Here is a 25,072-nt window from a genome sequence, read left to right as displayed (position 1 = left end):
ATTTATTCCAATATATTCTATATAATAAAATGTAATAAGGCTTCTATGAATCTCATAGAATACCTTACCCCTAATAAAAAGAAAAAAAGAATCTATTTGGATTCTTTTTTTCTTTTTATATTACATTACATATTTATATAAAGCGTGTGCAACACCGTGTTCTTCATTTGATAAGGTTTCATATTGACACATCGCTTTTATTTCTTCGACTGCGTTCCCCATTGCAATTGATATGTTTGCTTTTTCCATCATGGATACATCGTTTAGCCCATCACCTATCGCTACAGTATTTTCAACCGGAATATTTAAATGTTCTGCTAAAGTATATAATCCATTTCCTTTTTGAGCATCTCGATGGTTAATCTCTAAGTTATGCCAATATGAAGATGTAATTGCTAAATCCGTATTATGCAGAAACGTTTCTTTTAATTTTTTTAATTTTTCTATGTCGTAAGAAAATGGTAAAAGCTTATGCACATGTATATCGGTTTCTACAATTGGTTTACAACTTTCTGCACTAAGAAATGCTGTATGTTCAAGGTATAATGCTGCGATCGTTTCTAATTCTTTCAAGTCGAAATTTTCTTTTGAATTCTTCACATATTCTATTTCATTACGTACACTTTCTACTCCATAATCCGGTACGTACACACCTTTATCAGTATAAAGTTGATAATATAAGCCATTCTCTTCAAGATAGTTCACAATCTCAAGTGCCTGCATATTTTGAATTGGATATCTCTTCATCATTTTTTTATCTTTATATATAAGGGCACCGTTTTCCGCGATAATTGGACACTCTAAATTAACTTCTAACAATAATCGTTCAATGTCGACGATAGAACGTCCTGTACAAATTGCTACAACATGACCCGCTTCCTGACATTTTCGAATTGCTTCTGCATTCTCTTTACTAATCATTTTATTCCCCGAAAGAAGAGTTCCATCTAAATCAATTGCAATTAATTTCATTATTTCTTCACCACTTTCTATATATACACGAATTTATATTGAACGAAAGGTATCGTTTTCATACTGATTTCGTGAAGTACTCCTTATTTATAATTTATGAAAAGCGTTTCAGGTCAAGAAATAATTAAAAATAAAATCAAAAGCTTTTCTTTTTAAAGAAAAGCTTTTGATTTTAAACTATGAACTATAACTAATATATTTTGTCTCACACATGTACACATTCTTTTCTTCAGTTGGGACATATATTTTAAACTTTTCTAAACGCTTTCCGTAAACATGAATAGTGACAACGCTTTCACTTTCGGCTATTTCAAGAATATGACAATCAGCTGGTGGAATGACTTTATCTGTTTCTCCTTCTCCCAAATAAAGATTTCCTGTATGTGTTAAATAAACAAGTGAATCTTCACGCTGCTTAATTTGTATAAAGTTCTGCACCATTATCCTTCCTTTAAAAACGCCTTCTACTCCCCATGTACCATCATGATCATGTAAAGGTGTAGATTGCCCATCTTTCCATACAAGAGCTAATACTTCAAAACGATTAAAAGGATCCTCATATAACAAGTGTCGTGCGTATTGAGCCGAATTCGCCTTCTGTTTTTCTAACGGAAGCCATGTTTTCTTTTCTAAAAGTTCTTCAAGTAATTTTTCAATCGCACAAACAATTTGATCTTCTAATAAATTACTATCCATTAATTCTGTTACAGCTTTAATAAATGTTTGAAACGTTTTACTTCCATTACACGTTAACATAAGCGTCCTCCTCCATTCTTTTTCACACACCTCCATACTAAATAACCAACCAAAAATTTACAATTGAGAAATAAAAAAGCAAGATACAGTAAATTCGTACCTTGCTGAGCGATTTACCTAGTTTTCAAAAGAATAGGTAAGTAATTTAACGTTTGTTCATTTTCCAATATATATTTTTCTAAATTGAACGATGGAGATAACTCTATTTTTTCAAAGGCATTTATGAAAGTTCTTAATGCAATCTCAGCTTCAAGTCGTGCAAGTGGTGCCCCTAAGCAAAAGTGAGGACCTTTACCAAAGGTTAAATGCTTTTCATTTCCAATTCGGTGTAAATTAAACTCAGAAGCTTGTAAGAATTTTTTCTCATCTAAATTTGCTGCACTTACCCATGCAACAATCATTTGATCCTTTTTCATAAAAGGTCCAAATATATTTGTGTCCTCTGTAATCCGCCTAGCTAATGTAACGGGAAAGCGATAGCGTAATACTTCCTCAATCGCTTTTGAAATTAATGTAGGTTCTTTTCTTAACTCTTCATATATTCCAGGTGAATCCACTAAAAAGCAATAAAAGCTATTAATAATTAAATTTGTAGTTGTTTCATTACCTGCCGCTAATAAGCCTAAAGAAAAAGTAACTATTTCTTCATCAGTTAATCTTTCGCCTTCATATTCAGCTCGTATTAAATCTGAAATAATATCGTCGGTTAAATGATATCTTTTCTCTTGAACAATTGGAAGCAGGTACGTTTTAAATTCATTTAACGCAATTCCTTTTTCTACATCCAAATCGTTAAATTTTTCTTTACTATATGGCATAAATAAAATATCAGACCATTCTTTAATTTTTTTACGGTCAGTTGTTGGCACTCCTAATAAATCGGATATGACGGTAACAGGTAAAGGTGCAGCAAACTCTTCAACGATATTAACCTCACTATATTTCCCGATATGTTGTACAAGTTCATTTGCGATAGACTGATATGTAAATATAATAAAAAACGAATGATTAATAGAAATATTCTACGCCACTCGTTTTTTATCGGACTTCTTTTTACTGTACTTTTATTTTCTTTATGAGTTATTAGAAAAATAATTGTCTATATAAGTCTTTATTTTTTCAAAATCCTTTTCCATAAATAAGATTGCTGGTACTTCAATTATTGGAAGATTATTTTCATTATCAAAAGGTGGACACGGTTTGGGAACTACCAAATAGTCAACTGAGTTTTTATCCCTAATATAATTAATTGAAACATCATAATACTTAGAAAAATATTCCTTCAAATCATCCTGATTCCTTAAAAATGGTAGAGAAAATATTGAACCATAATTTATACCAGCGTCGACAATTAATACAAAGCATATTTTTTTCATGATACACCCTCCTCGTATAATAAGTTTTAAGTTAATAACTGTTCCTTGAAAATTAAATAGTTTTTATCTTCAAGAGCTACATCAAAAAAATGATGTATGGGTAAAATTTAGTCTTGGATAAGGTAACACTGATAAAAACAGGTTTCCTTTTTCTTTATATTCAATTAAATTATATCATTATTTTACATGAATTTTCAGACTTTGTTTTTTTTATTTTATTGGTAAACTTATGCTTAGCATGAATTGGAGGGATATATATGATAGATTATAGAATAATTTCAAGAGAAAACTATTCAAATAAGATTGGAGAGCTTGTAACAATGCTTGAACATACAAGAGATGTTACATTGAGCGAAATCTCTAATTTAAACCAAAGTGATTTAGATTTCTTACCAAACGGTAGTTCAAACACTATTGGTTCCCTCTTATCACATATTGCAGCGATGGAGTTTGTTCATCAAGTTATCTCGTTTGAAAAAAGAGATTTAACTGAAAGTGAATATCTAAAGTGGCGAATTTCTTTAGAACTTGGAGACAAAGCAAGGGAAGGAATAAAAAAGCAATCTTTAGATTATTATTTGAATGAATTATCACAAGTTAGAGAAAATACACTAACATATCTGAAATCAAAACAAGATAGCTGGTTATTCGAGGAAAACAAGTGGGATAATGGTGTGCCTTATAATAATTACTACTTGTGGTTTCACGTTATGGAAGACGAAATTAATCATCGTGGACAAATAAGAACAATTAAGCGATTGATGGGAATGAATAAATAAATCTTATTCAACCCAAGGGTGCTTTACTTGAGAAAGTCACTAGAAGAGTCAAATGATAACTATGAACTGCCCCCCATTGCTAGGTTTTGTTTAACAATTGGGGGCAGTTCATTTATAGCGCATAGGTAATCAGCTTTTTGTTAATCATGAGGTAGATATTTTTAACTAAAAAACTAATAATGGAAATATATTACAGCTTATGACCCGTTTTTACACGTATCTCGGCTGAACCCCATAATACACTGTATCCCGCTCTTCGGCGCTTCGAAAATATGGGGGCTATAATTAAACAAATACATAAACAAGTCGGAAAGCCGAATCGAAATATGTACGACATAACTGAAACAGGAGGAGAAATTTTTTATGAAATGTTAAGAGAGTTTCCCGAAAAGATTGCGACAAATAACGCTGAATTCCTTGTGCGTATCGCGCTATTTGAAAAACTTGATTACGAAGCTAGAAAAGAAATTTTAACAATACGCCAAGACGTACTACATAAACAGCTTACTGCTATTCAATCTTTACATGTTAGCTCATCTCTTATTACAGAATTCATTGAATTTAGTAAATCGCGTATTGAACATGAATTGCTCTGGATTACATCACTTATGAAGAAAATATGAAAAAATAACAAGAAAAGTTAAAAACAATGAATGAAAATGAGATTTATTATCAATACTATAATTAATAAAAGGGCAACCACGATTTGGCTACCCTTCAAAAATTTTATAGTTCTGGATCAAAAGTTTTGCAATCTGTTTCTTCCGTAGTTGATGCCTGTTTCCCTTTATTACTTACTACATAAATTGCATCTGCACTACATTTATTGCCGTTAGCCCAGAATTTACAGTTGTTTACTTCACATAAAACGTCTTGTGCCATAGTATCACACCTCCTTGTTCTATTATCATTAACAAAATTCGGAGGTATGATACTCTTTATCATGCATTTTTTATTACCTTTTTAGCTTTCTTAATGCTTCAATATCTCCTTGTACAATCGTATCTATATTTTCAGTTATTTTTTCAATGTCAAAATGCCACCATTGAATTTGCAATAATTCCTCTATTATTGCATTTGTAAATCGTTCCTTTATTTTATTTGCTGGGTTTCCGCCAACAATTGTATACGGTGCGACGTCTCTAGTCACAACAGATTTAGCTGCAATGATTGCACCATCCCCTATTTTTATTCCAGGCATAATCGTTGTATCCATGCCAATCCATACGTCATTTCCTATAACTGTATCCCCTTTGTAAGGTAAATCAGACAAATTAGGTGTATACTTCTCCCACCCATTCCCAAATATATTAAATGGATATGCCGAAAATCCATCCATCCGATGATTCGCTCCGTTCATAATAAAGGTAACTCCATTTGCAATGCAACAAAACTTTCCAATAATAAGATGATCTCCAAGAAATTCATAATGATGTAATACTCGATCTTCAAATGTTTCTCCGTCTTTCGCATCATAATATGAATAGTCTCCAACGAGTATATTCGCTTTCGTTATTGTATTTTTTATAAAATGGACATTTTGATTTCCTTCAATAGGATATTTAACATTTGGATTAGGATTCATGTTGTACAGCACTTCCTTTACCATTTATTTCACTTTCTACCGCTATTACTGGCTTTAAATTGTATATAGGTAAAATAAATAATAATCCAATTATAAATAGTAAAGCTGTGCCCTCATACATCATACTTAATGAAAACGTCTCTTTTAATGAGCCAGCAATACTCATCGTTACTACCATTGATCCTGTAAATAATGGGCTTAAAATGCCGTTTACCCTTCCAATAAAATCAGTATCGCTATTTTGAATAATGAGCGTATTAATACCTATTTGGATACACGGAAGAGCTAACCCACTAAAAAGTTGTGCTGTGAGTGTTACCCATAAATTCGTCGAATAACCTATAATACCAATGCCAATCGCCTGACCGAGCATCCCTACAATTAACATCTTTTGCGGAGCTACGTTTTTCGCAAATACCATCGCTAAAGCGCCGCCAACAATCATACCCGCGCCATTTACTGTTAGTAACCATTGCAAACTCTCTTTTGATAATCCTAACTGCTCAGTCACAATAAATATACCTAATGGCTGAATCAATCCTATACCTAATCCTGCTGCCATAAAACAAAGCCCAAGCAAAGTTAATGCTTTTTTCTTTTTCACATATTTAATACCATCCAGCATCTCCTGTAATAGCGTGATTTCTTTCTTCTCATTATCATTCTCAAGATCTTTCGGAAGAAATAACAACACAGCTGCTGCCAGTAAAAAAGCAATACCTGTTATGATAATTGAAATATATATTCCAAAACTATGAAAAACAAATGTTCCAAGAATCGGTCCTAACACCATAAAAATCGCAAATATTGTTTGATATATAGACATCGCTAATTGGATTTGTTCCGTTGATAAATGCTGTTTAAACAATTTCATCCCTGATGGTTGAGAAAACTGCGAAAGGATTGCAGAAATAAGCGTGACAAAAAACACAATTTTCCATGTTCCAAACATAAGTGTAATTAATACCGCAAATACCGAAATAGAACTTAACGTTTCACACCATATCATTGTCCTCTTCGGCTTCCACCTATCAGCAAACGTTCCGCCAATAAAGGAAAAGATGAAAATTGGGGCGAATTCAGCAACTGAAATCATTGAAATGGCAAAAGCATCACCTTTTGTCATTTCCATTACATATAGTAATACCGCAAAGTTCCGAACCCATATTCCAATTTGTAAAAATAATGCTGAGGCAAGAATTGCTTGCACAAACCGATTTTTTAATACTTGTGATACCCCATTGTTTTGTTTCGTTACTACATTTGTCGACATAAAAAAGCCCCCTATTTCATGTTCTGAACAGGAAGCAGCACAAATCATATAAAAAGACTATATATTCGCAGAGCGAAATACATCCCTTTTCTATAAATGCACAGACTAACCCTATTCAGAAGAATATTTCGTTTTTTAACGAAGATCTCTTACAAATAGAATTAGTTGATCATTGGGATGTTTTCACCCTTCCGTTTCGAATTTAAATAACACATACATACTCTATGTAAATCATTTTCGATGTATGCATGTCTCCTTTTAACTATTCTAGAACTTTAAAGGCAATTCCTCTAAAGAACGCATTAAATAATTACCTTGCCATTTCATTTCTTCACGATTCCCTTTTATTTGTAGTTCAGGCATTCGCTTAAACAAAGTAGTAATAGCAATCTTTGCTTCTAACCTAGCAAGCGGGGCACCAAGGCAGAAATGGCTACCGTGACCAAAAGCAACATGACGATTATTCTCCCGAGTAATATCGAATACTTCTGGGTTTTCAAATACTGTTTCATCGCGGTTTGCCGAAGCTAATGCAATGACAACCATATCTCCTTTTTGGATTGTTTGGTCATGGATTTGAAAAGGCTCAGCCGCCCATCTTGAAGTTGTAACCTCAACTGGAGAATAATATCGTAACCCTTCCTCAATAGCTGCATCAATTAATTTCGGATTTTCTTTTAATAACTGTAATTGATTCGGATTTTCAAGAAGTGCTAACACCGTATTTGTTATTAAATTCACAGTTGTCTCATGGCCAGCAACGATTAATAACATTATCATCGAATATAGTTCAGGAGCACTTAGTTTATGGCCTTCACTTTCTGCAAGTATTAAAGCACTCACCAAGTCTTCTTTTGGCTCTTGTCGTTTTTTATCAACTAAGTATTGAAGATATGTAATAAATTCAGAGAGTTGCTTTTCAGTTTCACTTATTTCTTCTGGTGTTTCTGGGTATGCAATAACAGCATGCGACCAAATTCTAAATTTCGCTTGATCCTCTTTTGGAATGCCAAGCATCTCACTAATCACAATGATTGGTAATGGGAATGAATAATCATCCACAAGATTTAATGTACCCTTTCGCTGGGCATCACTTAATAAATCATCTGCAATATCCTGAATCCTTCCTTCCAATTGGGTAATCATCTTCGGTGTAAAAACTTTTTGTACGAGTGATCGTAAACGATTGTGGTTAGGCGGATCTGAATTTAACATATGTGTAGTTAAATGATCACTATTGTCAACAGTAAGAAACACATTCAATGTATCTTGAGAAAATACATTGGCCGGATCTTTTTTTAAGCGATTATCTTTTAAAAGAGGTAGCGCATCTTCATATCTTGTAATAAGCCACTCTGCACCTAATTCCGTTTTATTCACAAATAAGATAGGTTGCACTTTTCTAGATTCTTTATAAATTTCATACGCATCTTCTTTAAACTGAGCTGACGCTAAATTAATGCCATCTTCTATTCTTAGCCCAACTTTGTTTTTCATTGACATTGTATTCCCTCACTCTCATTTGTTTTTGAAAACCAACCAACATATGCATTATACTCTAATAAAAACGCAAAAATTGTAAATTTTCATTCAAAATCTTACTTCGTATATTGAAAAATAAAAAGCGAGAGAGTAAAATCCTTCTACTCCCTCACTCTTCTTTACGCAAAACACATGAAATTACTAATTTGTTGATAGCGATAACTTACTTTACGACGGCGACCACCTTGCCAAGTGTAACCTGAAACCCCATTTCTCCTCACTTCAGTCGGGAAGAACCATAAGTCTCTTCCGAAAGGTCCAGGACGATGCAAACGTAAATAGCCCCATCTTCCTAGACAGTTACACATCCATGATTTCATATTCCCTGCTTGAGCTGGTGAAGCAAATGTAGACGGTAACGACGGCGCTTGTGACGGTGGTGGTGACGTTGGAGCATCTTCCGCATCATCTGGTCTATAATCTTCTTGTTCCACATCTCTCACTTCATTTGTAGATTCATACCCGTAGTTTTGTGGATTATAATACATTCCTTGATCATATGGATAATTTTGTTGGTTATACATATTAACAAACCACCTTTTTTTCATTCGGTACCTTTAACATTCATATGTAATGTGCCCTCTAAAGGAAGCTTATGTATAGCCTAAATTCAAATAAAAAATAAAGCACGTATTTTTTAAATACGTGCTTTTTCATAAAAGGAATCGATGTATTATTTTTTAAATTTCACACTATAAAAGCGCATTTCTTCTAACGAACCTTCAAATTCAAATACTTCTTTTTTTATTAGTTCCTTTAAGCGATATTCTAAAAACGTATCGCCAACTAACTGCTCTACAAGACCAAGTGCTTCACCAATTACTCTAGGGGCTTTTAGGAACTCTCGATCAGCACCTAAACTTTTCGCGCATTCAATAATAAATTGATCAAAATAATCTTCTTGTACAGAACACACTTCATTTTCTGTCCAAACTCTTAAAAATTCCGTACTTTTCGATAAACTATCCCACTCATGTTCAAACTGCATACGTTTCTCTTCAGTTACATACGGTAATTCTACAAAACTTTTTTGAATTAGAGCTAAACTTTCAGGTGCTAACTCTCCAGTTCCACGAATAGCATACTCTTTTTTTAATATTTCTTTACTTGCTTCAGATGTATTCATAACGCGAATGTTTTTCTTATCTTTTAATTGTGCCATTACAAAACATAGACCTACATGTTCATGAGCATTATTAGCTTTCCAAATTGTAATAGGCGTTTCAATAGGAATAGTATGTAGTTCTTCCATAGTTTCTAAAAAACTTGATAAATACTCTTCTTCAAAATAATTTTCATAAGTGGTTAAGTTGTTTACTAACCATTTCTGTCTTGCTAATTGCCCCTCATTCATATGTAACTTGTATATCGGCCCAATTGAAAAGAATTCAGAAAAAGCAACAACCATCTCTTCCAATCGCTCTTCTTGACCCAGCATATGCTTTAAACTTCCAGCTGTTGAATCATCAAAAGCAATATGTACGTGTGAGCTTTCTTTTACATTTCTTTTATAAGATGTATTACTCGTTAATTGCTTAGGAATATCCATTAAATTTTTAATTGTATCTTCACTATAGTTTTCTTCTAATACATTTAACTGAATTAGAATACTTTGAAGTAAATGTTTTGCTTCATCTTCGTACATATCTTCTACAACATTTTTGATTTTATCTATCATATAAATCCCTCTATTCATTTCAAAAATAACGTAGATTATAGTGTATCACTTAAGTTCCACTCTTTAAAAGTTTTTTAATCAAATCATGTATTAGAAAGATTACTACAGCTATATAAGGTTTCAACAAAAACTTTCACTACAACATTTTGTAAATCCCTTTATTTAAATGTATAATTATATAGAAAATAAAAAATATAGGAGCTATATGTATGGAGAAAGTGTTTACTACTTATAAACATTATTTAAAAAATTGGAGATTTATATTTATTTGTATATTACCTACTATCGCATTATTATATGTTTTCGATGTCATCTTTGAACTACTGTTTCATCAAGATTTCTATTTATCTAACTTAATTTTTGCTATTATATTATTTTTAATATTTATTAACATCAAAGATATGTTTAAAATTGAAAGTTAAATAACGGGATAAAAAAAGAGCACCCTGCAATTGGATGCTCTCATGTGATAGAGGTTTTTCTGAGTATTAAGTAGGACACGAAGGTCTTGTCCCACTATCTAATATATGCTTGTACTTATTTTTTGTGCATGTACGAAGTATCACATTAAATTCTCCTCATAAATTCATTGTACAATTAACATATTTATACAAAAAAACATCCTCCGTGGATGTTTTTTTGTACCGATTTTTAAACTTCCATAAACTTTGCTGGTACACCAATTTTTTCAACTACAGAAGATATATTAGTAGGATTAATCATTACATTTTCAATACTAACTAATTTATTTTCTAATAGCCCATTCTCTGTAGTAATAAGTTCTTCAAACCGATCTAAAGTCATTGAGAATTTATGTTCACTTCCGCCGTTCATACTGACTTTTACATACTTCATCGTGCACCCGCCTTTCATAATAATCTATAATTCGATAAAAAGGCGCTTACATCCTTTTTATTTACTACTAGATTTTTCACTTTTACACTTGCCAGTTTACGTTTATATTTAATATGAAAAAAGCAGCTACTATTTTTTTATTCACATTATAATTGCGAGTAAAAATGATAAAGATAGAAATGCACAAAGCGGTATAAATAAAACAGTATCCATCCTAGCAAAATACGTATCTTTTTCGCGTTTAAAAATACCAAAATAATGAAACTCACCAATTACTCTTATGAAAAACACAATCATACAAACCCAGGACCCCATTTGAACAATAATATTAGGAAATGCAAAATGAACAATATTTGTTTGTTGTAATAAAATTATCGCTGCCATACTTAGTAATAGCGCAATGAACAATGTCATCCCTATACCTGGTGTAAACGCCTTTTCTCCAGCTTTTGTTGGAATGACACTATTTGTCGCCCACTTACCTCCGAAAGCCCAGTAAACATGTAAAAAGCTAACTAAAAATAATATACAGACCGAAATGTATGTAATAATAAGCATTTTGTCCTCCTATTATTTTATTTAAGTCTTCACCTTTACATTATGCTATAAATTCCACCTTAGCAATCTATATTTAATAACATAATAACCCCTTAATGATTTTTCATAAAATTGATTAATCATTAAGGGGTTTTTCACTTTATCACGCATTATACCTATTTCTACGACGTTCCATCCTCGTTTGTCCTTGAGCAGTACCTTCTTCATATTGATCTATTTGCTCTCTCATTTCATATGTTGCAGCTGGAGCTGGTTCTTCGTAATTATGCTCACGTATTTTTTCTGGCGTTTTTCGTTTTGATACTTTTCCACCAAACTTAAATAATTTTATCTTTAATTTCGGTAATCTTGGAAGTGGAAACTTAAATGATAGCTTTTTTCGTTTCTTTTTTTGTTGAAATAGATTTATATTTTCTTTATTATTTTCCTCTTTACGGTGTAATAACATGGCGATTAATCCACCTAATATAAGCCCGCCAACTAAAAGCATGAGGTATTTAAAATTGCTTATCATTAAACTCGACATACGTTCAAGTATGACTAACGACTGTACTTCTTTTATATCCCAAAGTAAAGCGCCCCATAATGAGACTAAACCGAAAGTAAGTCCATATGTACGAAAACGGAATAGACACGGAATTAAAGCGACACATGCGGCAATTTTCGCATTCGTTATTATTGAATTTATTGAAATATCTTGATGCCAAATGACTAACAGGAGTGTTATAAATGGTGCATATGCTATCCAACTACATATACGTGAATATATTTTTTTCGCAAAATAACTACCGAAACTAGTAAAAAATAAAAGGCCTCCAATATATAAAGATTGTTCTAGTGGGATTTGCTTCATCATTCCTGCAACTGGAAAGAGGCCGCTCAATAGCATTAATAGCACATCTAATTTCTTCACAATTCCTCATTCCTTTCAAATTACTTTTGAATCAATTCATATAGCTTTCTTAAATGATGCAGTTTTTTATTTCTAAAAAACATCTTAATCCTGTACGCAAATAAAGTAAATACATAAAAGAGAAGATACATGACAAAGGATATCCTTATTTACATGAAAAAATGACAAATCCTGACCGATATAATGAGCAGGATTTGTCTATTATTTATTTACAGCAGAATAATTGAATCTTTCTTTTCTATCTTTATTATATCTACATCCAGTTCATCATCAAACTCTTTAAACTCTCTTACATCTATATCCGTCATATAGCCTTTTATTACTTTCGCCATATGCATGGAATACGGCATGTGTACATCCTTTTCCAAAAGCATACTTGTATTACAGCACATATAATGTATCATTTTGGCAATATAATTCCTTTCTGCAACTTTTACACCTAACGGTAATATTTCAAGTATGTACCGATGCAATGTTTCACTATCATTAAATGAATACTCACCAGTGCTATAATACATTCCTTTTTGATCTATATATAAACCCGTACTATCCAGTACGTCATCAGATTCTATCACACCGTATTTTGGTACATCAAAAGCTGTATTTATTCTTATAATATTTAAGTTTGGAACCTTTAGCATATCTGGAACAATCTCCGGAAAAGTATCTACATCAATTTTTTTATTTACTAACTCTTTTATCCAATGTTTTCTTACATTCGCATCTATAATGAAATATACTTGCTCATTTTGTTCTTTTGCATGTTGTAAAATTCCTGTTAATGTTTCAGAAACAAATTGTTTAAATTGAATTCCCATATCATTTCTTTTTGAAGGCTGTGGTAAAAAGGTATTATGTTTATTTACATGTAATATTAAACGATCAATCGTTTGCCAATCTGTATTCCCATATAATTTATATGAAATTTCTTTTCCTTTTATTTGTGAAAAAATAGGTAAGAAATCAAATTTCGAGATTCGTTCAATTGATAAATTAACATATGTACAAGGTAAATTTATCTTATTCCAATTACGTTTTAAAAATCCTTTTTGTTCTAATAAACTAAAAATACAATTTATAATTGTTTTACGAGATACACTTTGGCCTATAAATAAATTAATAAATGCTGAAATACGGTTTGTTCGTGCAAACCCTTCTCTAACAATTTGCTTCGGATCAATTTTTTCACGGCCATCACAATTTTTCATTGCGATTAACGCTAATGTTGCATCATTGCGCTCACCTGCAGTAGCATAAACCGCTTTCATAACATCCTCTACTAAATTTGTTTTATATTTCTGGCAATATTGCATTTTATATGGATTTTGCAATACTTTTTCAATATTATATCTTACTATTTTTAACAATACTGGAGAATCTGCATTTAATACATATAATGACTCACCGATTTGAGCTAACACAATTTCCCTTTCAAATAACGCTTGTTCAACTTCCAACGATATTTTTTCAGACCATATTTCTAACGTTATAGTCTCTAATCCTTTTGGTGCAATTAAAGGGAATAATTCATTTTCATTATTTGTGACTACCTTTTTACATTCCGGTAGTAATCTGAAATAAGAGAATTTTTGCTGAAACCCTTTAAATAAATACGCTCTTTCCTTTACTTTTATACCAGGTTTTATTTTAGTACCTTGAACTTTATATATTCTCTCGTTATATGGAAGTAACACCCTAAGATTTTCTCCCAGCATATAATCTTTCGGATATTGAAGAATATGCTCCAAATCAACTTCTCCACCTATATGAAAATCATCTTTTAAATTTCTAAATATCTTAATCCACTTTATACCGTTTGTTGCTTGTTGCACTTTTAGCTTTACAAACCGAGTTTTTTTATTATTTGATGCAAATTCTGGAGTAGAAATTAAAATCATGCCTCGTTTTCGTCTTAAAAGCAAAGGAATATCTGGATGGTTATATTCTTGATATTAAGACTATTTTTATGAGCATTTCGTATAAGTGTCATTTAACTGATTAAAGCTATTTTCAAAGACGTCATATCAGCGATAAATTATGTCTATTTTGTATATGTGTTAGCAAGTTCGTTTGCAAACTTGTTAGCACTTTTTTATTTTATCTATTTTAACAAAACACACTTAATAGAATCAGAGGCGTGGCACACTTTTATTTTAAGAAAAAGAATTTAAATCATAATGATACATCTTAAAATCCTTTTCAAATACCTCTTGAACCAACTGAATAGTTTCTGCGTCATAAAAACTATCATAAATAGGTAATCGTGGAAAAAGAGGCTTGGTAATATCAGCTTCTGCATAAACCCCTTTGTAAATCATCTTACTACCTTGATAATGCCAAGATTTTGATAATAGATCTAATGGTGATTTTTTCAATTTATATTCCTCTTCTAGTTTTGAAATCTCTGTGTTGAAATTTTCTAGATAAATATAGTTTGTAACAAATTCCTCTTCCCCTTGTATGTATTGTTGGGTAAAGTGAGGATCTATTTGATCTAATTGGGTCATTTGTGCTTTTAAATAATATAGAAATAACTTAAATGAAATCGGCTTATTGCAGGTTTCGTCACCATACAGGAATAATCGAATGGGCTTCCATGCAGGATTCTCAACATTTGGTGGTGGAATCAGAGCAATAAAAGAACTTACTGCTCTTCTATAAGGATTTCTTACTAGTTTGTACGTATTTTGCTCCTTAGTTTGTAATCCATTAGCTAATCGGATTAAATAATGTGTAGAGTTCTTATATACTTCTTGCTCATAGTTATGAATGAATGAGTTGTATTTTATTGCTTCTTTAAATAAATTAATTTGATAAAAAAACCAGTGCGCTAGTGAGGTACAACCACTTTTTTGACTCCAAAATAAGATTAGGGGAAAATCTTTATGAAAATGAGGTACACGCCCTTGCTTGATTATAAAATTATATAGTTCTGTATGATTCATTTTGAACCTCCATTCTTATATCGCAAAAACATAAAATATTTTTAATAAGTGATGACTAACTTTAGTCCGCTAACACCAATAATGATAGCTAAAAATATTTGAAGAGGTTTAACGGGGATCTTAGTGGAGAATTTACTACCAAGTATGACACCTGGGATAGAACCAATGATAAGGTGAATTAATAAGAGATAATCTACGTTTCCTAAATTCATATTTAGTATGCTTGCAACCGTAACTAATAAAAACGCATGTGTAATATCCGTGCCTACTAATTCGGATGGTTTCAGTCGATATAAATATATCATTGCAATAGCGAATAAAGAGCCTGAGCCAACAGAAGTAAGTCCCACGATAAAACCGAGTATTGCACCAATAATAATTGTTAGGCTCTTTTTTTGTGTCATAGTCTGTTTTTGAAAATAATTTTGTGTAGATCCATTATAGAAGAATGTTTTTATTAAAATAGAAATTGCTGCAAGGATTAAAACATATCCTAATATATACTTTATAATTCCCTCTCGGCTATAGTAAAAAATCGGTAAGAAATGAAGTGTTACTACTGCGATAATTGCACTGGGTATACTTCCAATAGCTAGATATTTTACTAATCTAAAATTGATAGTCTTCTGTTTCAAATGTTGGGATATTCCAAACATTTTAGTAATAGAGTTATATACTAAATCAGTTCCAACAGCTACAGAAGGACTTATACCTAGTGTTAGAAGAAGTGGAGTCAGTAATGCGGCCCCACCTATCCCTGTTACTCCAACCAATCCCCCTATGATGAAACCCATCATTATAATAGAAATACTCATTATAATTCCCCTTCCATACCACTGGCTTTTAATAGTGGTTGTCGTTTTAAAGAGACTCAATGCATAGTCGGGTATAGGTACATCAGTTAAAAATTAATTTCATTCTTCTTATATCCATATGCTTCAAAATCGTCAGTAAATATTTTTGAAACAAGGTTTAGAGCTTCTTCATCATAAAAACTTCGATAGGTTGATAATGAAGGAAAGTGTGGGTTTGTAATATCATCATCTACATAGTTTCCTTTATAAATCATTTGATGTGCCCTATGGTGATTGGAGTTTGTAAGGAGTGATATATCAGAAGAAAGTAACCTATATTCTTTCTCCAACTTAGGAATTATTGTATTGAAATTCTCTAGTTTTATATTTTGTTTGATGATCTTTTCTTCCCCCTCAATGTATTGCTGTGAAAAATGTTGATCTAACTGACTGGACTTAGGACCCATATCTTTTACATAATTTAAAAATTGCTTAAATGAAATTCCTTTTGAATCATTTTTATCATTATAAAAATATTCTCTAATATGTTCCCATTGTTTCGAGGCGTAAGGGTTGTCATAAAGTACTAAAAATGAGCTTACAGCTCTTTTATAAGGGTTGCGTACAAGTTTTATCGTATCCTTACTTAGTTTCAAGAGTTGCATTTCTAAATCTTTGTAGTAATCAATTTTATTTTTGTATATTTCAGATTCATAGTAATGAATGAACGGTGCATATTTCATCGCTTCCTCATATAACCCAATTTGGAAGAAAAACCAATTCGCTAGGGAAGTGCAACCGCTTCTGTGACTCCAAAATAATATTATGGGGAAATCTTTATGAAAATGTGGAATACGTTCGCCATATTCAATCAATTCTTTAATATTTCCCTTCATTAGCCAAACCTCCTTGGTTATTATGATATTTCATACTAGCAGTGATATTTAAATACAATGGTAACTACTCATACCATTGTATTTAAATATCACTGTAAAGGTACTTAAGTTTGCATATAAAATCCCAGTATATTAAAAATAACTTACTTATGTATCTATATTTTTCGAGAATGCCGAAACATAATAAACACTTATCAAATTTTAAAAAATAGAAATCTATTATAAGGAGGATTATGTATGAAGATATATGTACAAAGATAGAGATATTAATATCGCTGCAATAATTTTAAAAATGTCTTGATAAAATGGAGACCATTCGCTTCACTCCCCGAACAGTTCATAGGAATTAATGAAATGCTTAACGATTTAAATAAAGTTCCTAAACCAATTGTGACTGAGGACTTGCAAGAACAACTACAAATCGGCCTTGTACAATCATTACAAAATAAAGAGGAGGTATTGATTTCTTATTACCGTGATGGCTTAATTCATGACATGTACATTAATGTCTTACATATCGAGCCGATGACGAGAACGGTGTATTGTACCGATGCATTTGGACTAAATATGGAATTTAAATTTGATGAATTAGTTAATATAAACTAAAAAAGCCACCCATAGGACGGCTTTTTTCTTACTTCACATACACATAGGCTTCATTTGCAGTTACATAGTATGTTTTCCCCTTGCTATTGTGTACTTTAAATTGCGGGGATCCATTGACGTGTATTTTTGTATCAATTGTGAAACCTAATCCTACATCTACAGAACCCGCAACATCTTTATCCTGCCAAGATGGAGCATTGTAGAATCGTAGATTGTTAACTTTTGAACCAACACGCTTCCCTACAATAGAAGAATCCACCGTGCTTTTCTTACTAAACTTCACATAAGATGGATCATTTTTAATCCATTGCTCACCGCCAAGGTTTAGCCAGCCATCCTTTTCAGCCCATACAACATAAGATTCTGGTTTATTTAGCTGACGAATCTTAGTATAGCTTGTACCTGGTCCTTTACGTAAATTAACTTTATAGCCTTCAATATAAGCAATTCCGTCTGTTACAGCTGTTGGAACTTCTGCTGGTTTAGATGGCTTCTCAGGGACAGAAACATCTGCACTAGAATTATTGTATGCTCGTTGTACATCTGCTCTAAATTGAGCTTCTGAAACGCCATGACTACGTAAGTAATCAAGTGGATCTTCATGATCTGTACTACCAAGATACTTTGTAACATCATAGTGAGTCCATAATCCTTTTTCTACAGATAATCCACGGTCACGAAGAATTTTAGCTAATAACTTAATGTATTTATCATAGCTGCGTTTGAATTTCTCATAATCCTTTGTTTCGCATAATTCTACATGAACAAATCGTTTATTTGCCCCTGGTCCAGCACCATAAGCAATGTATTTCGTATCAGCAATTTGGATTGTTTCATTCCAATCAACTGCATAATGTATGAACGCTGAACGCCATGTACGAGACTCATATTTTTGAATATTGATAGCTGGCGCTTCTGGAGTTGCTGTAGAATGTGCTACAACGCCCTCATAAGCACCTACACCATTACGGTATGGTTGTTTAGGTAAATCAGGAATAATAAGTGTTCTATCAGCAAAAGCACTTGTAGCAAAAGAACTAGTAAGCACTAGAATCATAAGAAACGAGGTAATATGTTTCAATGTCTTTTTCATTTAGCATCAACATCCTTTTTTATAATTTTTGTGTGGTCGAATAATCCACTTGCTGACAATCCAATGATGATTCCTTGAAATACATTTGTTTTGATGTCCCCGTCCAAAAATAAAACGCCTAGCACAATGCCAAGCGTTAAATTTAATAACGGAACATATTTTGTTTGTAATCCGATTGTTTTGGCGATTTGCGAAAGACCAACAACAATTCCAATCATTACGGCTAAACTAATCATTACATACCACCTCCTTTCAAAAAGAAGGTGAGTGCTGCCCCAATAATTCCACCAACAATAAGACGTAAAATCCAAGTAGTATTCGCGCTGATTTTATCTAGTTGTTTGTTGATATTATCAATATCTTTCTCGTTTCCTGTTGTACGCATTTCCAAACTTTTAATTTCAAGCCTTATTTCTTTGATTTCTTGCTTCATTTCTTGTACATCATTTCTTACATCTTGTAACCCTTCCACTTTGACCACCTCATTTCAAAATAAAAAAGAGAGACAGTTATTTGTCCCTCTTTTTTTATAAAAGCCGTATTTTGTGAAAAATAAAAAAACAGCTTATAACTGCTGCTCTGGTTTCTTATCAATTAATTGTTGTAGTAATAATTCTTCTAATCGAGCTATCCGATCTTCTTGACTAGCTACTTGTGATTTTAGATTTGATATTTCTACCTCCTGCTCCTGTACCGTTGCATCAACTTCCTGTAAAGCTTTGATTGTAAGTGACGAATATGAGTATAAGTGAATTCCTTTACCACTTTCATCAATAAATGATTCATCACATTCATCTACAATTGCCCCGTAGTATGTTTTAATATCTTCTGTGGTCAATGGTGGCTCATTAGGATCCCTCTCTTCTCTCATTTTATAAAGCTCGTTTACTGCATTCTTATAGTTGAATTGTCTCACTCGTACATTCCTGATTTTTTCTAGGGCGGAAAAAGAAACATCACGAATGTTAGATTTATATTCCCGTAATGAAGGGCTCATGAAATTCCCTTGAACAGAACCCCATCCATTCTGAGTAACAGGTGACTTGACTTGAATGATACCTGTATATCCTGCTGCACGGCTGTTACGTAAAGTGATATTAGGTAACCTTAAATCAGAATCTGTACTATTATCTTCAACGACTAACGAAGTTTGATATAATCCAGTTTTTCCTCGTCTGAAATACCAACTTCCATTCCCAGCATAAAACACATGGTAATCATTAGCGTTTAGAACACTTAGTCCGTTTCTTTGCAACTCCCAATACACAGACTTTTGGACGGCACCATCAACTATGCTATCGCTAATACCAATGCTCGCATAAGCCCCTGACCATCCTGCGCCTGCTTGAGACATAAATAAAGCGCCTGCTGGAGCACTAGTCTTTTCATCTGTTCCTAAAATAAAAGTTGGTTGTACTGAGCCATCTGTTCTTCTGTAATGTCCTAGAAATGATCTAGCAACCCCTTTTTCATAGAGACGTATAAATTGGTCATCTAAGCTTACGTAGTTATCTGTATTTGATGTTCTAATTTGGCAACCACTTAGCATTCCCGCTTTAATCCACTCAGCATTAACTTTACCAATTAAATCTATTCGTGCTGCATTTAACTTAATGTTTTCTTTACTCATGTTAATGGCTGCGATTACATCATTTTCTTTTACAGAGATACTAACACCTTTTTCTGTTAGTTGAAGTCGTGATTCCATATCTCTTACATAAGAATCTGAAGCAAATTGTCCATCCGCTTGCGTCTTCGTATATACCTCTGTCTTTTTTGCTGCTGCATTAATCCCCTGTTCATTGATAGTGAAGCGGTTATCAATTTGAGTCATTTTCTGATTGTATGGCTCAGTTGCTACTCTATTAGCGATATCATCCATTAACTGATCATAGTCGGTTACGTCTTTAGGATGTAACCAAAATTCTGTAGCTACTTTACCGCGTTGTAACATAGGCATAGTGGCACGTAAACGACCGTTTTTTTCAACATAATAACGCCATCTCATGGACTCTTCATTCGCTTGAACTTTAGCTACTAAAGTCACTCTATTCCAATCGCCTTGTTTTGCCCAAGTTATTTCTACACGTTGTGTTCTTACGCGAATTTGACTAGCGTTAAAGAACTCAACTTCCAACCAAGCTTTGCTATCAAGTGAAGCTATGTTATCAGTCGCGAAATAACCACTTGCCACTAAATCCTCACCCTTTGTAACTTTGACAAATCCTGACATAACGCCTTGCCATTTAGATTCTGTATTTCCTGAATAGTCACTCCAAAAAGTAGGATAACCCCTGTAAATAGCATTAGTTTGAAGTACAGTTCCCGCCGCTAATCCCCAAAAATTCATTTTCTTAGGATCAAGACCCGCGTTTCTAATCTCGTTAATAGATCCAAGACCGCCAACATAATCCTCAACATCTTTCTTTTTCATTGTTAGATTCAGTGCCTCAGAATGTTGCTCTAACGTTGTAGTAGCTTGAGTTAATGTTTTCCCTTGCTGCATTTGTGTCTCTTGTAATTTAGAAACATTTTGAGTGATTCCATTTGCTGTCTTCTCTACCTCGGTAACACGTTTATCAAATGATGTCTGATTGTTTTCCACCTTTGTTATGTTATCTGTTATGCCGTTGACACTTTGCTCCAACTCATAAGTTGACTTACTGAAGTCGGTGGGAATTGACCCTTTTTCAAGCTTGGCTTTTTTAAATCTGAACCTTTTACCAATGGGGTTTGTATTTCTTGCAAACCTTAAGCGCATACCCCAACCCGTAGCGCGTCCGTCTATCTGGAATGTAAATGTCCTTCTCGACCAATCGCCAGCAGGGAATCCAACTTGAAGATTTTCAGACCATCCACCATTGATAAATTGGAATACAAGAAAATCAACTTGTACGTCATTCTGAAGATCGATACTGAAAGTCATATCTTTCCCTTTTTCATAGTCCCCCATTTTCGTATTATCTAAATGGAGTTGATAAAAAGAGTCGGTTTGATCTGTACACTCTACAATTAAATAATCCTCACTAAACGAACTAGCAGCTTTATTAACCAAGGCACCGCCATTCATGCCAATTGTTTTAGGTCTTTGATTCTTTCCAGTGTCAATAATCCAGTTTTCACCGCCTACATTACGAGCACCAACTTGTTCTAACTTTGTCGAGATTTTCCCAGCTTCTTCTTTAATTTCAGTAGTTGTTTTCTTAAGTGAATTTGTATCAGACTGTATATCAGAAATCGTCTTCTTGGTGCCTTCCACAGTTGATTCAACCGTATTTAATTTATTACTAATTTCAGTATCTTTTTTTGTTAACGATTCAATCGAAGTTTTAAATCCATTAGAATCTTGCTCAAACTGAGTTACTTTCTTATCGATTTCACCTTGTTTATTTTGCACATTAGAAATTGTACGGCTGACACCTTGTAAACCTTCCTGTACTTTGTTAAATTGTCCTGTAGCTTGATTCTGTGCCTCTTGAACCTTTTGATTTAACTCTGTTTTTGTGGTTTCAATATCTTTATTAACCTGATCTAATGTTTCTTTTTTTACAGATTCAACATCAGGTACAACCGATTCCCACGCTGTACCTGTCCATATTTTTAAAATACCAGGCTTTCCGTTACTAATATCACGCCAAAGTGTCTTAAAACGTTTAAGACCTGTTGTTGGTGGATTCTTGGATTCTATAATTTCAACGGTATTATTTTTAATATTCTCTTGTACTTTTTCAGCTAGTGTTTTTGCTGCTTCTGACTCCCTCTTTGCATTACTAGCGGTTTCGTTAGCTTCGTTCACTAGTTTATCTAGCTGGTCTATCATTTCTTGTTTATTGCCAAGGGAACTAAGAATACGATTGTAAATTTTTCTTAATTCCTCATTTTGATTAGCTATCTCACGATAATCTCCGAATTCATATTTATCTTGTGTTGGATCTGTAAAAGATTCATCTCCAGCTATTACTCGCGCTTCAAGATATAATGCTGGTGTAAACCCTGTATCTTTAATTTTGATCGTGTCGCCTTCGTTAATCAATTCATGTTCTAGGCCGAAAATACGACCAATCGATTGTGCTTCCACTTCATAAGAAATTGAAGAATTGACACGCTTTTTCAATTCTATTTCCATAAGCGTCAGTAAACGTTTTGGAGTCATGTCTAATTCTTCTGTTTCTGGTGTATAAAAACCAAATTTATGTTGTCCGTGTTCATTCCATCTTTGAAACGCATCTGCATCTACGATATAGGGTAGACCTTTATTAATGCTTTCAATAGTGATTACTTTGTCACCTTCACCTTTTACAAATCCAACTAAAGCAGAGCAAATATTACGTGTATGTTCAATTCGCGTAACACCGACTAAATCTTTTCCTAATTCTATTTCTTTGCCTGTATCATGACCACGTTTTTGAATCATATCTACATACCAACCGATGATTCTTGAACCTTTAATCTCAACACGATATCGAATCTCCAGTTTAAATAAAGATGCAATCTTCTTTAAAAAGGTGAGTGGGTCAATATATTCATCGATGGTCATTGTATGAAATCCAGCATATTCAGTAATTCCGCGTTGCCACTTCATACCTAAGAGTGCTAAATCAATAAACTCATTAACCGTCTTACTCTCTATCCGGTGTGGTTTTATAATCCCTGATTTCGCAATTTGAATCCAAGCTCCTGAAGCATATGTGGTAATAGATCGTGTATCGGAATTTTTTTCAGTCTCTGTAATAACATATGGTACGATTCTTCCATCGCGAACTTCTTTCAAAACAAGATTCTGTTGTTGTAACGTAACTGCATGGTCCGTTCCATCAAAAGCGGTGAAATCCAACATGTCAACATTATTTTTAAGTTCCCAATGCCGTTTGTCATCCCAATAGTCCTCTGGCTGGATAGCTGCGACGATTTGATCCGTTTTAAAATCCACAACATGCAAAATCCCGCTTGGTGTTCTCATCTATATCTCTCCCTATAACTGATTGTTGCATCTACATCAGGTGGCATTATATCGATACGATTTTCACCACGTATTACGATGGGGAAATTACTAAAGATTTCTTTTATATTGATTGCGTTCTCTCCGTTGATTGTAACAAGGCTTTTCTCAGTATCAATAACAATTTTATCTCCAGTATCGAAAATATATGGTTTTGTATTAGATGGGACTTTGTTTACCTTCCAAATTTTTAAATCATCAATTTGTATTTCGTTAACAGGCTGGTGATTATCCCACTTACAAATTGCGATCATAACTTGTGCAATTTTACGTTCTGTCATCGGATTTCCTGTTTCATCAATCCAACGTTCTACAAGCGAAGCGCCATCTTTTTCTGTACCATCTATAAACTTAGCCACATATACAGACCACACCTTACCCCGCCTAGCGATACGCAAACGCCCTCGGAATTGATTAAATGTAGTTGAATAATATCCACTTGTATCAACTAATTTCCGAAAACTATTGGGTGTTCCGCTATTCCCAATTTTCATATGTGCCCTTGTAATTTCAGCAGTTGCATATAGATCATTCATATTGATGCGAGTTACCAGATTACCCGTCTCATCTAAAAGGAGAACTTCAACTCGTCCCATTTCACCTATGTTTTTGGACTTTAAAGTCATCCATGCCTCCATTTCAAAGTCTTGTAATGGTCCGCCTGGAATGTTTTTCTTGGCTATAGCACCGTAGAACCCTACCTCTTTTCCGTAATCTTCGCAATATAGTGCATAACCACCCCTCGACTTAAAACTACCTGTCCCTTTCATATCATCGAATTGTCCTGTAACAGGTGTCCATCCTATAGGAGTAGACATTTCATCCCACATGACTCTTTCTCGTTCTTGTACCGTAGTTTCTTCCACAGTCAGAGGATAGCCTATTCTGAAATAATCACGATTATGCGGATACTCTCCAAACCATACATCTAAAAAGGTACTTGGTTTTTCCACTGTCATTTCAATTAGTGCTGGAGCTTCTACGCTTCCTTTATTCGTCAAATAAGAAGTTGTTTCTGTAGACCACTCTTGTGTAAATTTGTGAGTATTTGTTTTCCCTAATTTATAAGGCATAGGACAAACAAAAGTAATAATACCCCTACCCCTATTGACTATTTCGTCCAAATCGACAGAGCCATCAATTAATGCTAAATAAGTCCTGTCTAACTCATCATCAAAAATAAGTTCAGCGGGTTGCTCTGTATATAACCAATCCGCTAAATCTTCTTTTAACTTTTGTAAATCTGCCATATCTTTTTTCGCTTTAATAACAAGAGGAACGTCAATACGACGTTCCTCCGTTTCTGTATTAAGTAAAAGAGCCCCTGCTCGATGAGGGACTCTTACTAATCTTCTTTTTACTGGAGCCCATGAAGGACGTTTTCTTCCAACTAGCATTTGAATATAATCTTTTCTAATATTATTAAAAGTGAAACTGAGTTTCCCCAACGTG

24 protein-coding genes and 2 pseudogenes are annotated in these 25,072 nt (G+C 33.3%); 4 read left to right on the top strand and 22 right to left on the bottom strand.

Features of this window, described 5'->3' with window-relative positions; all coding sequences use genetic code 11:
• Positions 1-120 precede the first annotated feature (120 nt).
• The 4 genes and pseudogenes from F8162_RS01195 to F8162_RS01180 form a co-directional block, all read right to left on the bottom strand.
• Positions 121-972, bottom strand: a complete 852-nt coding sequence (locus tag F8162_RS01195; RefSeq protein ID WP_151582774.1) for a Cof-type HAD-IIB family hydrolase — start codon at positions 970-972, stop codon at positions 121-123.
• Positions 973-1,149: 177 nt separating this feature from the next.
• Positions 1,150-1,728 (bottom strand): cysteine dioxygenase family protein, encoded by a 579-nt coding sequence (locus tag F8162_RS01190; protein WP_098274306.1) that lies wholly within the window; start codon positions 1,726-1,728, stop codon positions 1,150-1,152.
• 113 nt (positions 1,729-1,841) lie between these two features.
• Positions 1,842-2,708 (bottom strand): annotated as a pseudogene (locus F8162_RS01185) (cytochrome P450); the annotation flags it as partial.
• A 93-nt stretch (positions 2,709-2,801) separates the two neighbouring features.
• On the bottom strand, positions 2,802-3,104 hold the full coding sequence (locus F8162_RS01180; protein ID WP_000717614.1) for a hypothetical protein: 303 nt from the start codon (positions 3,102-3,104) through the stop codon (positions 2,802-2,804).
• Between the two features lie 257 nt (positions 3,105-3,361).
• Between F8162_RS01180 and F8162_RS01175 the strand changes: the two genes are divergently transcribed.
• On the top strand, positions 3,362-3,883 hold the full coding sequence (locus F8162_RS01175) for a DinB family protein (RefSeq protein WP_000568385.1): 522 nt from the start codon (positions 3,362-3,364) through the stop codon (positions 3,881-3,883).
• A gap of 218 nt (positions 3,884-4,101) precedes the next feature.
• Entirely contained in the window at positions 4,102-4,506 is a 405-nt protein-coding gene (locus tag F8162_RS01170) for a PadR family transcriptional regulator (RefSeq protein WP_151582772.1), read from the top strand.
• Between the two features lie 103 nt (positions 4,507-4,609).
• Here the strand turns inward: F8162_RS01170 and F8162_RS01165 are convergent, their stop codons facing one another.
• From F8162_RS01165 to F8162_RS01135, 6 genes are all read right to left on the bottom strand, one after another.
• On the bottom strand, positions 4,610-4,765 hold the full coding sequence (locus F8162_RS01165; RefSeq protein ID WP_000046094.1) for a DUF1540 domain-containing protein: 156 nt from the start codon (positions 4,763-4,765) through the stop codon (positions 4,610-4,612).
• 73 nt (positions 4,766-4,838) lie between these two features.
• Positions 4,839-5,468 carry a Vat family streptogramin A O-acetyltransferase gene (locus tag F8162_RS01160; protein WP_151582770.1) on the bottom strand — a complete coding sequence of 210 codons (630 nt, stop codon included), beginning with the start codon at positions 5,466-5,468 and terminating at the stop codon, positions 4,839-4,841.
• Positions 5,458-6,741: an MFS transporter gene (locus tag F8162_RS01155; RefSeq protein WP_151582768.1), complete on the bottom strand. Its 1,284-nt coding sequence runs from the start codon at positions 6,739-6,741 to the stop codon at positions 5,458-5,460. Before F8162_RS01155 ends, F8162_RS01160 begins: the two co-directional genes overlap by 11 nt.
• A gap of 267 nt (positions 6,742-7,008) precedes the next feature.
• A complete protein-coding gene (gene cypA, locus F8162_RS01145; RefSeq protein WP_151582766.1) occupies positions 7,009-8,244 on the bottom strand; it encodes a cytochrome P450 in 1,236 nt (411 codons plus the stop codon).
• 158 nt (positions 8,245-8,402) lie between these two features.
• Complete coding sequence (locus F8162_RS01140) at positions 8,403-8,807, bottom strand: hypothetical protein (protein WP_151582764.1); 405 nt, start codon at positions 8,805-8,807, stop codon at positions 8,403-8,405.
• Between the two features lie 149 nt (positions 8,808-8,956).
• Positions 8,957-9,961 carry a DUF1835 domain-containing protein gene (locus F8162_RS01135; protein WP_151582762.1) on the bottom strand — a complete coding sequence of 335 codons (1,005 nt, stop codon included), beginning with the start codon at positions 9,959-9,961 and terminating at the stop codon, positions 8,957-8,959.
• A gap of 209 nt (positions 9,962-10,170) precedes the next feature.
• Here F8162_RS01135 and F8162_RS01130 point away from each other — a divergent pair, with 209 nt between their 5' ends.
• The gene (locus tag F8162_RS01130) at positions 10,171-10,383 is read left to right on the top strand and encodes a hypothetical protein (RefSeq protein WP_151582760.1); all 213 of its coding nucleotides are present in this window, start codon (positions 10,171-10,173) and stop codon (positions 10,381-10,383) included.
• Between the two features lie 229 nt (positions 10,384-10,612).
• Here the strand turns inward: F8162_RS01130 and F8162_RS01125 are convergent, their stop codons facing one another.
• The 7 genes and pseudogenes from F8162_RS01125 to F8162_RS01095 form a co-directional block, all read right to left on the bottom strand.
• On the bottom strand, positions 10,613-10,816 hold the full coding sequence (locus F8162_RS01125) for a hypothetical protein (RefSeq protein WP_151582758.1): 204 nt from the start codon (positions 10,814-10,816) through the stop codon (positions 10,613-10,615).
• A 141-nt stretch (positions 10,817-10,957) separates the two neighbouring features.
• Positions 10,958-11,374 (bottom strand): DUF3995 domain-containing protein, encoded by a 417-nt coding sequence (locus F8162_RS01120; RefSeq protein WP_151582756.1) that lies wholly within the window; start codon positions 11,372-11,374, stop codon positions 10,958-10,960.
• 142 nt (positions 11,375-11,516) lie between these two features.
• Positions 11,517-12,287 (bottom strand): DUF3959 family protein, encoded by a 771-nt coding sequence (locus F8162_RS01115; RefSeq protein WP_151582754.1) that lies wholly within the window; start codon positions 12,285-12,287, stop codon positions 11,517-11,519.
• Positions 12,288-12,496: 209 nt separating this feature from the next.
• Positions 12,497-14,239 (bottom strand): annotated as a pseudogene (locus F8162_RS01110) (RNaseH domain-containing protein); the annotation flags it as partial.
• A 201-nt stretch (positions 14,240-14,440) separates the two neighbouring features.
• Entirely contained in the window at positions 14,441-15,232 is a 792-nt protein-coding gene (locus tag F8162_RS01105) for a sulfotransferase family 2 domain-containing protein (protein ID WP_151582752.1), read from the bottom strand.
• Positions 15,233-15,273: 41 nt separating this feature from the next.
• Positions 15,274-16,047: a sulfite exporter TauE/SafE family protein gene (locus F8162_RS01100; protein ID WP_151582750.1), complete on the bottom strand. Its 774-nt coding sequence runs from the start codon at positions 16,045-16,047 to the stop codon at positions 15,274-15,276.
• Between the two features lie 86 nt (positions 16,048-16,133).
• Entirely contained in the window at positions 16,134-16,922 is a 789-nt protein-coding gene (locus F8162_RS01095; RefSeq protein WP_151582748.1) for a sulfotransferase family 2 domain-containing protein, read from the bottom strand.
• 297 nt (positions 16,923-17,219) lie between these two features.
• On the opposite strand from F8162_RS01095, the gene F8162_RS01090 reads away from it, so the two are divergent.
• Positions 17,220-17,528 carry a YolD-like family protein gene (locus F8162_RS01090; protein ID WP_225990130.1) on the top strand — a complete coding sequence of 103 codons (309 nt, stop codon included), beginning with the start codon at positions 17,220-17,222 and terminating at the stop codon, positions 17,526-17,528.
• Positions 17,529-17,556: 28 nt separating this feature from the next.
• Here the strand turns inward: F8162_RS01090 and F8162_RS01085 are convergent, their stop codons facing one another.
• The 5 genes from F8162_RS01085 to F8162_RS01065 form a co-directional block, all read right to left on the bottom strand.
• The gene (locus F8162_RS01085) at positions 17,557-18,621 is read right to left on the bottom strand and encodes an N-acetylmuramoyl-L-alanine amidase (RefSeq protein WP_151582744.1); all 1,065 of its coding nucleotides are present in this window, start codon (positions 18,619-18,621) and stop codon (positions 17,557-17,559) included.
• Complete coding sequence (locus F8162_RS01080; RefSeq protein ID WP_151582742.1) at positions 18,618-18,857, bottom strand: holin; 240 nt, start codon at positions 18,855-18,857, stop codon at positions 18,618-18,620. Before F8162_RS01080 ends, F8162_RS01085 begins: the two co-directional genes overlap by 4 nt.
• Positions 18,857-19,093 (bottom strand): hemolysin XhlA family protein, encoded by a 237-nt coding sequence (locus tag F8162_RS01075; protein ID WP_060748893.1) that lies wholly within the window; start codon positions 19,091-19,093, stop codon positions 18,857-18,859. Before F8162_RS01075 ends, F8162_RS01080 begins: the two co-directional genes overlap by 1 nt.
• A 93-nt stretch (positions 19,094-19,186) precedes the next feature.
• Entirely contained in the window at positions 19,187-23,581 is a 4,395-nt protein-coding gene (locus tag F8162_RS01070) for a phage tail spike protein (RefSeq protein WP_151582740.1), read from the bottom strand.
• Positions 23,578-25,068, bottom strand: a complete 1,491-nt coding sequence (locus F8162_RS01065) for a distal tail protein Dit (protein ID WP_151582738.1) — start codon at positions 25,066-25,068, stop codon at positions 23,578-23,580. Before F8162_RS01065 ends, F8162_RS01070 begins: the two co-directional genes overlap by 4 nt.
• Between the last annotated feature and the right edge of the window lie 4 nt (positions 25,069-25,072).

Source organism: Bacillus sp. CH140a_4T, assembly GCF_008923725.1.
Taxonomy (GTDB): Bacteria; Bacillota; Bacilli; order Bacillales; family Bacillaceae_G; genus Bacillus_A.
Note: the sequence above shows the minus strand (reverse complement) of the source record. Positions and strands in the feature narration are given on the sequence as shown.

Excerpts from the sequence above, each read along its gene's own strand:
- F8162_RS01195 (WP_151582774.1), bottom strand. The coding sequence starts at position 972 with ATGAAATTAATTGCAATTGATTTAGATGGAACTCTTCTTTCGGGGAAT.
- F8162_RS01100 (WP_151582750.1), bottom strand. The coding sequence starts at position 16,047 with ATGAGTATTTCTATTATAATGATGGGTTTCATCATAGGGGGATTGGTT.
- F8162_RS01095 (WP_151582748.1), bottom strand. The coding sequence starts at position 16,922 with ATGAAGGGAAATATTAAAGAATTGATTGAATATGGCGAACGTATTCCA.
- F8162_RS01120 (WP_151582756.1), bottom strand. The coding sequence starts at position 11,374 with ATGCTTATTATTACATACATTTCGGTCTGTATATTATTTTTAGTTAGC.
- F8162_RS01085 (WP_151582744.1), bottom strand. The coding sequence starts at position 18,621 with ATGAAAAAGACATTGAAACATATTACCTCGTTTCTTATGATTCTAGTG.
- F8162_RS01135 (WP_151582762.1), bottom strand. The coding sequence starts at position 9,961 with ATGATAGATAAAATCAAAAATGTTGTAGAAGATATGTACGAAGATGAA.
- F8162_RS01070 (WP_151582740.1), bottom strand. The coding sequence starts at position 23,581 with ATGAGAACACCAAGCGGGATTTTGCATGTTGTGGATTTTAAAACGGAT.
- F8162_RS01180 (WP_000717614.1), bottom strand. The coding sequence starts at position 3,104 with ATGAAAAAAATATGCTTTGTATTAATTGTCGACGCTGGTATAAATTAT.
- cypA (WP_151582766.1), bottom strand. The coding sequence starts at position 8,244 with ATGTCAATGAAAAACAAAGTTGGGCTAAGAATAGAAGATGGCATTAAT.
- F8162_RS01125 (WP_151582758.1), bottom strand. The coding sequence starts at position 10,816 with ATGAAGTATGTAAAAGTCAGTATGAACGGCGGAAGTGAACATAAATTC.
- F8162_RS01130 (WP_151582760.1), top strand. The coding sequence starts at position 10,171 with ATGGAGAAAGTGTTTACTACTTATAAACATTATTTAAAAAATTGGAGA.
- F8162_RS01155 (WP_151582768.1), bottom strand. The coding sequence starts at position 6,741 with ATGTCGACAAATGTAGTAACGAAACAAAACAATGGGGTATCACAAGTA.
- F8162_RS01190 (WP_098274306.1), bottom strand. The coding sequence starts at position 1,728 with ATGTTAACGTGTAATGGAAGTAAAACGTTTCAAACATTTATTAAAGCT.
- F8162_RS01160 (WP_151582770.1), bottom strand. The coding sequence starts at position 5,468 with ATGAATCCTAATCCAAATGTTAAATATCCTATTGAAGGAAATCAAAAT.
- F8162_RS01140 (WP_151582764.1), bottom strand. The coding sequence starts at position 8,807 with ATGTATAACCAACAAAATTATCCATATGATCAAGGAATGTATTATAAT.
- F8162_RS01165 (WP_000046094.1), bottom strand. The coding sequence starts at position 4,765 with ATGGCACAAGACGTTTTATGTGAAGTAAACAACTGTAAATTCTGGGCT.
- F8162_RS01175 (WP_000568385.1), top strand. The coding sequence starts at position 3,362 with ATGATAGATTATAGAATAATTTCAAGAGAAAACTATTCAAATAAGATT.
- F8162_RS01080 (WP_151582742.1), bottom strand. The coding sequence starts at position 18,857 with ATGATTAGTTTAGCCGTAATGATTGGAATTGTTGTTGGTCTTTCGCAA.
- F8162_RS01105 (WP_151582752.1), bottom strand. The coding sequence starts at position 15,232 with ATGAATCATACAGAACTATATAATTTTATAATCAAGCAAGGGCGTGTA.